This window comes from Mesorhizobium sp. M8A.F.Ca.ET.161.01.1.1, from assembly GCF_004792105.1.
GTDB lineage: Bacteria > Pseudomonadota > Alphaproteobacteria > Rhizobiales > Rhizobiaceae > Mesorhizobium.
Genome location: NZ_SRTD01000535.1, coordinates 1 through 278 on the forward strand (window position 1 = coordinate 1; position 278 = coordinate 278).

The following is a 278-nucleotide window of genomic DNA, read 5'->3' on the forward strand; positions in this document are numbered from 1 at the left end:
CACGGACTTCCTGCGCGACCACCGCAAAGCCCTTGCCGGCATCACCGGCACGGGCGGCTTCCACACCGGCATTCAGCGCCAGGAGGTTGGTCTGGAAAGCGATATCGTCGATGACGCCGATGATGTTGCCGATTTCGCCCGAGGACTTCTCGATCTCGCGCATGGCGGCAACCGCCTTGCGGACCACAACACCCGACTTTTCCGCACCGGCGCGGGCGCGCTGGACCAGATTGCCGGCATCTTCCGCACCACGGGCGCTATCACGCACGGTGGTGGTG

General features: G+C 65.5%; 1 protein-coding gene. It reads right to left on the reverse strand.

Annotated features, from left to right (window positions below; translation table 11 throughout):
• The coding region (locus EN804_RS36905) for a methyl-accepting chemotaxis protein (protein ID WP_246693570.1) at positions 1-278 on the reverse strand (278 nt) is incomplete at both ends.